Source organism: Actinoplanes sp. NPDC051633, assembly GCF_040681735.1.
GTDB lineage: Bacteria > Actinomycetota > Actinomycetes > Mycobacteriales > Micromonosporaceae > Actinoplanes.
On record NZ_JBFAZH010001380.1, the window covers coordinates 1 to 1,850 of the forward strand.

Annotated in this window: 2 protein-coding genes; one reads left to right on the top strand and one right to left on the bottom strand. The window is 69.9% G+C overall.

Annotation, left to right across the window (positions count from 1 at the left end):
- Positions 1-134: 134 nt before the first annotated feature.
- The gene (locus AB0M20_RS41190; protein WP_364306728.1) at positions 135-1,493 is read right to left on the bottom strand and encodes a cytochrome P450; all 1,359 of its coding nucleotides are present in this window, start codon (positions 1,491-1,493) and stop codon (positions 135-137) included.
- Between the two features lie 65 nt (positions 1,494-1,558).
- Between AB0M20_RS41190 and AB0M20_RS41195 the strand changes: the two genes are divergently transcribed.
- Positions 1,559-1,850 (top strand): hypothetical protein (locus tag AB0M20_RS41195; RefSeq protein ID WP_364306730.1); only part of this gene is annotated, 292 nt, incomplete at its 3' end.

Consider the following 1,850-nt stretch of genomic DNA (forward strand, 5'->3'; position numbering starts at 1 on the left):
CGTCGTCGACGGGCTCGATCTGCCTGAAGTGCAGGCGATGCTGCGGCACGCCGGAGTGGACCTCAGCGATCTGGCCGAGGCCACCGGTCACCGCGGAGCAGCCTGACCGCCGTCGCGCACTGCATTGTCGCCGGCTACGTGTCCGACCACTGGGCGAACACGGATTCGCCGTGCTCACGTTTCGGAGCGGGGGCCGGGTTGCGCACGGTCATGACGAAGCGGCTGGCCGGTAGAGCCGGAATGCGGCGCAGGGAGATCGTCAGGTCCTGGTCGGGCACGTCGTAGTCGAGCCGGGCGAGCCGCGTGGCGAAGGCGGACAACAGCGCGAGAGTGACGTCCTCGCCAGGGCAGCGGTGACCCGTACGCGCGTCCCCACCGCCCTGCGGAATCAGCTCGTCCCGGTCCGGCGCACGACCCACAAAACGTTGCGGATCGAACCGGTACGGCTCCGGCCACAGCGCCGCGTCGTGGTTCTGTCCGTAGATATCCAGCAACACCAGCGATCCCGCCGGAATCTGCACGCCACGCCAAGTGAGATCCCGAGCCGCGCGGCCACCGACGAACGGAGCGAACGGGTAGAACCGGCGCAGCTCCTGGGCGAAGGCCACCGAGTACGCGAGGTCGCCGTCGCGAAGTGGGTTGCGCTGCTCGGGCCGGCAGTGCAGGGCATGTCCCATGAACGCGACGAACCATGAGACGGCGACGGTCGGCCGGATGATGTTGAGCAGTTCGACGGCTGCCCGCTTGGGCTCCAACAGCGCTCCGTCGGTCCCGATGTGGTGGGCCACCACCTCCAGGATCGAACCGGGCGGCACGCTGGTCGTACCCGCCCGCACCTGCTCGATCAGCGTGGTCAGCCACCGTTCCCGGCGCCCGCGGGCCCGGCGGGCCCGCCAGTGCCGAGGTCCGAGCGTCGCGAAACCGTCGACCATCGCGGTGAGATCCGCCGCGGTCCGAGCCACCTCCCCGCGATGCAGCGGAACGCCGGCCCAGTCGCAGACCGCCCGAGTGATGATCTTGGCCGCCTCATCGAACAGCACCACGGACGGCTGGGCCGCCCAGCCCTCGGCCGCCTCATCCCATGCCTGCCCGGCGTGCTGGACCAGTTTCGCCACCCGGCCGGGGTCGGTGAGCAGCGACAGGAACATCGCCTTGCGGTTGCGATGGTCCTCCCCATCGAGGGTGTGGATCGCCCCATGTCCGAACAGGGTGCCCTGCACGGGTTCCGGAATCGCGGCCCGCCGCACATGCGACTCGTCGTAGAAGAAGCGCACCGCTTCCGGGCCGCGCAGCGCCACCGCGCGCCGCCCCATCACCCGGGTGTGCACGGCATCGCGGGCGCCGGCACGGCGCCACAACCCGGGCAGCCAGGCGTAGCCATCCAGCGGGAGTCCTACAGTGTCGTCAAGCGGCGGACGCCGGCGTCTTGGCATGGCGTCCGTGTGCCCGGTGAGCCGCGGCGAAAACGCCCTGCCCGGACGTTCCACGATCATCCAACGCAGCGCACGTGGCGCTCGCAGACCGAGCAAGCATCGGAGAGTGGCCGTACAGTCGCACCGTGGAGTTACGGCGATATGCGGAACCGGACCGGCAGCTCACCCTGGCCCTGGAGGCCGACCCGGAGGTCGTGCGCCATCTCGGCGGCATCGTCGACGCCGACGGCGCAGCCGAGGTGCATGAGCGGCGCATGGCGGCCGTGGCCGACGGCGACTTCTTCTACACGATCATCCCCGACGGTGGATCGGAGCCGGTGGGGATCGTCGCGATCTGGCGGGGTCTATGGGAAGCGCAGCCCATCCACGAACTCGGTGGAATGCTCCTGTCGAGCTTCCACGCCCGAGGCATCATGC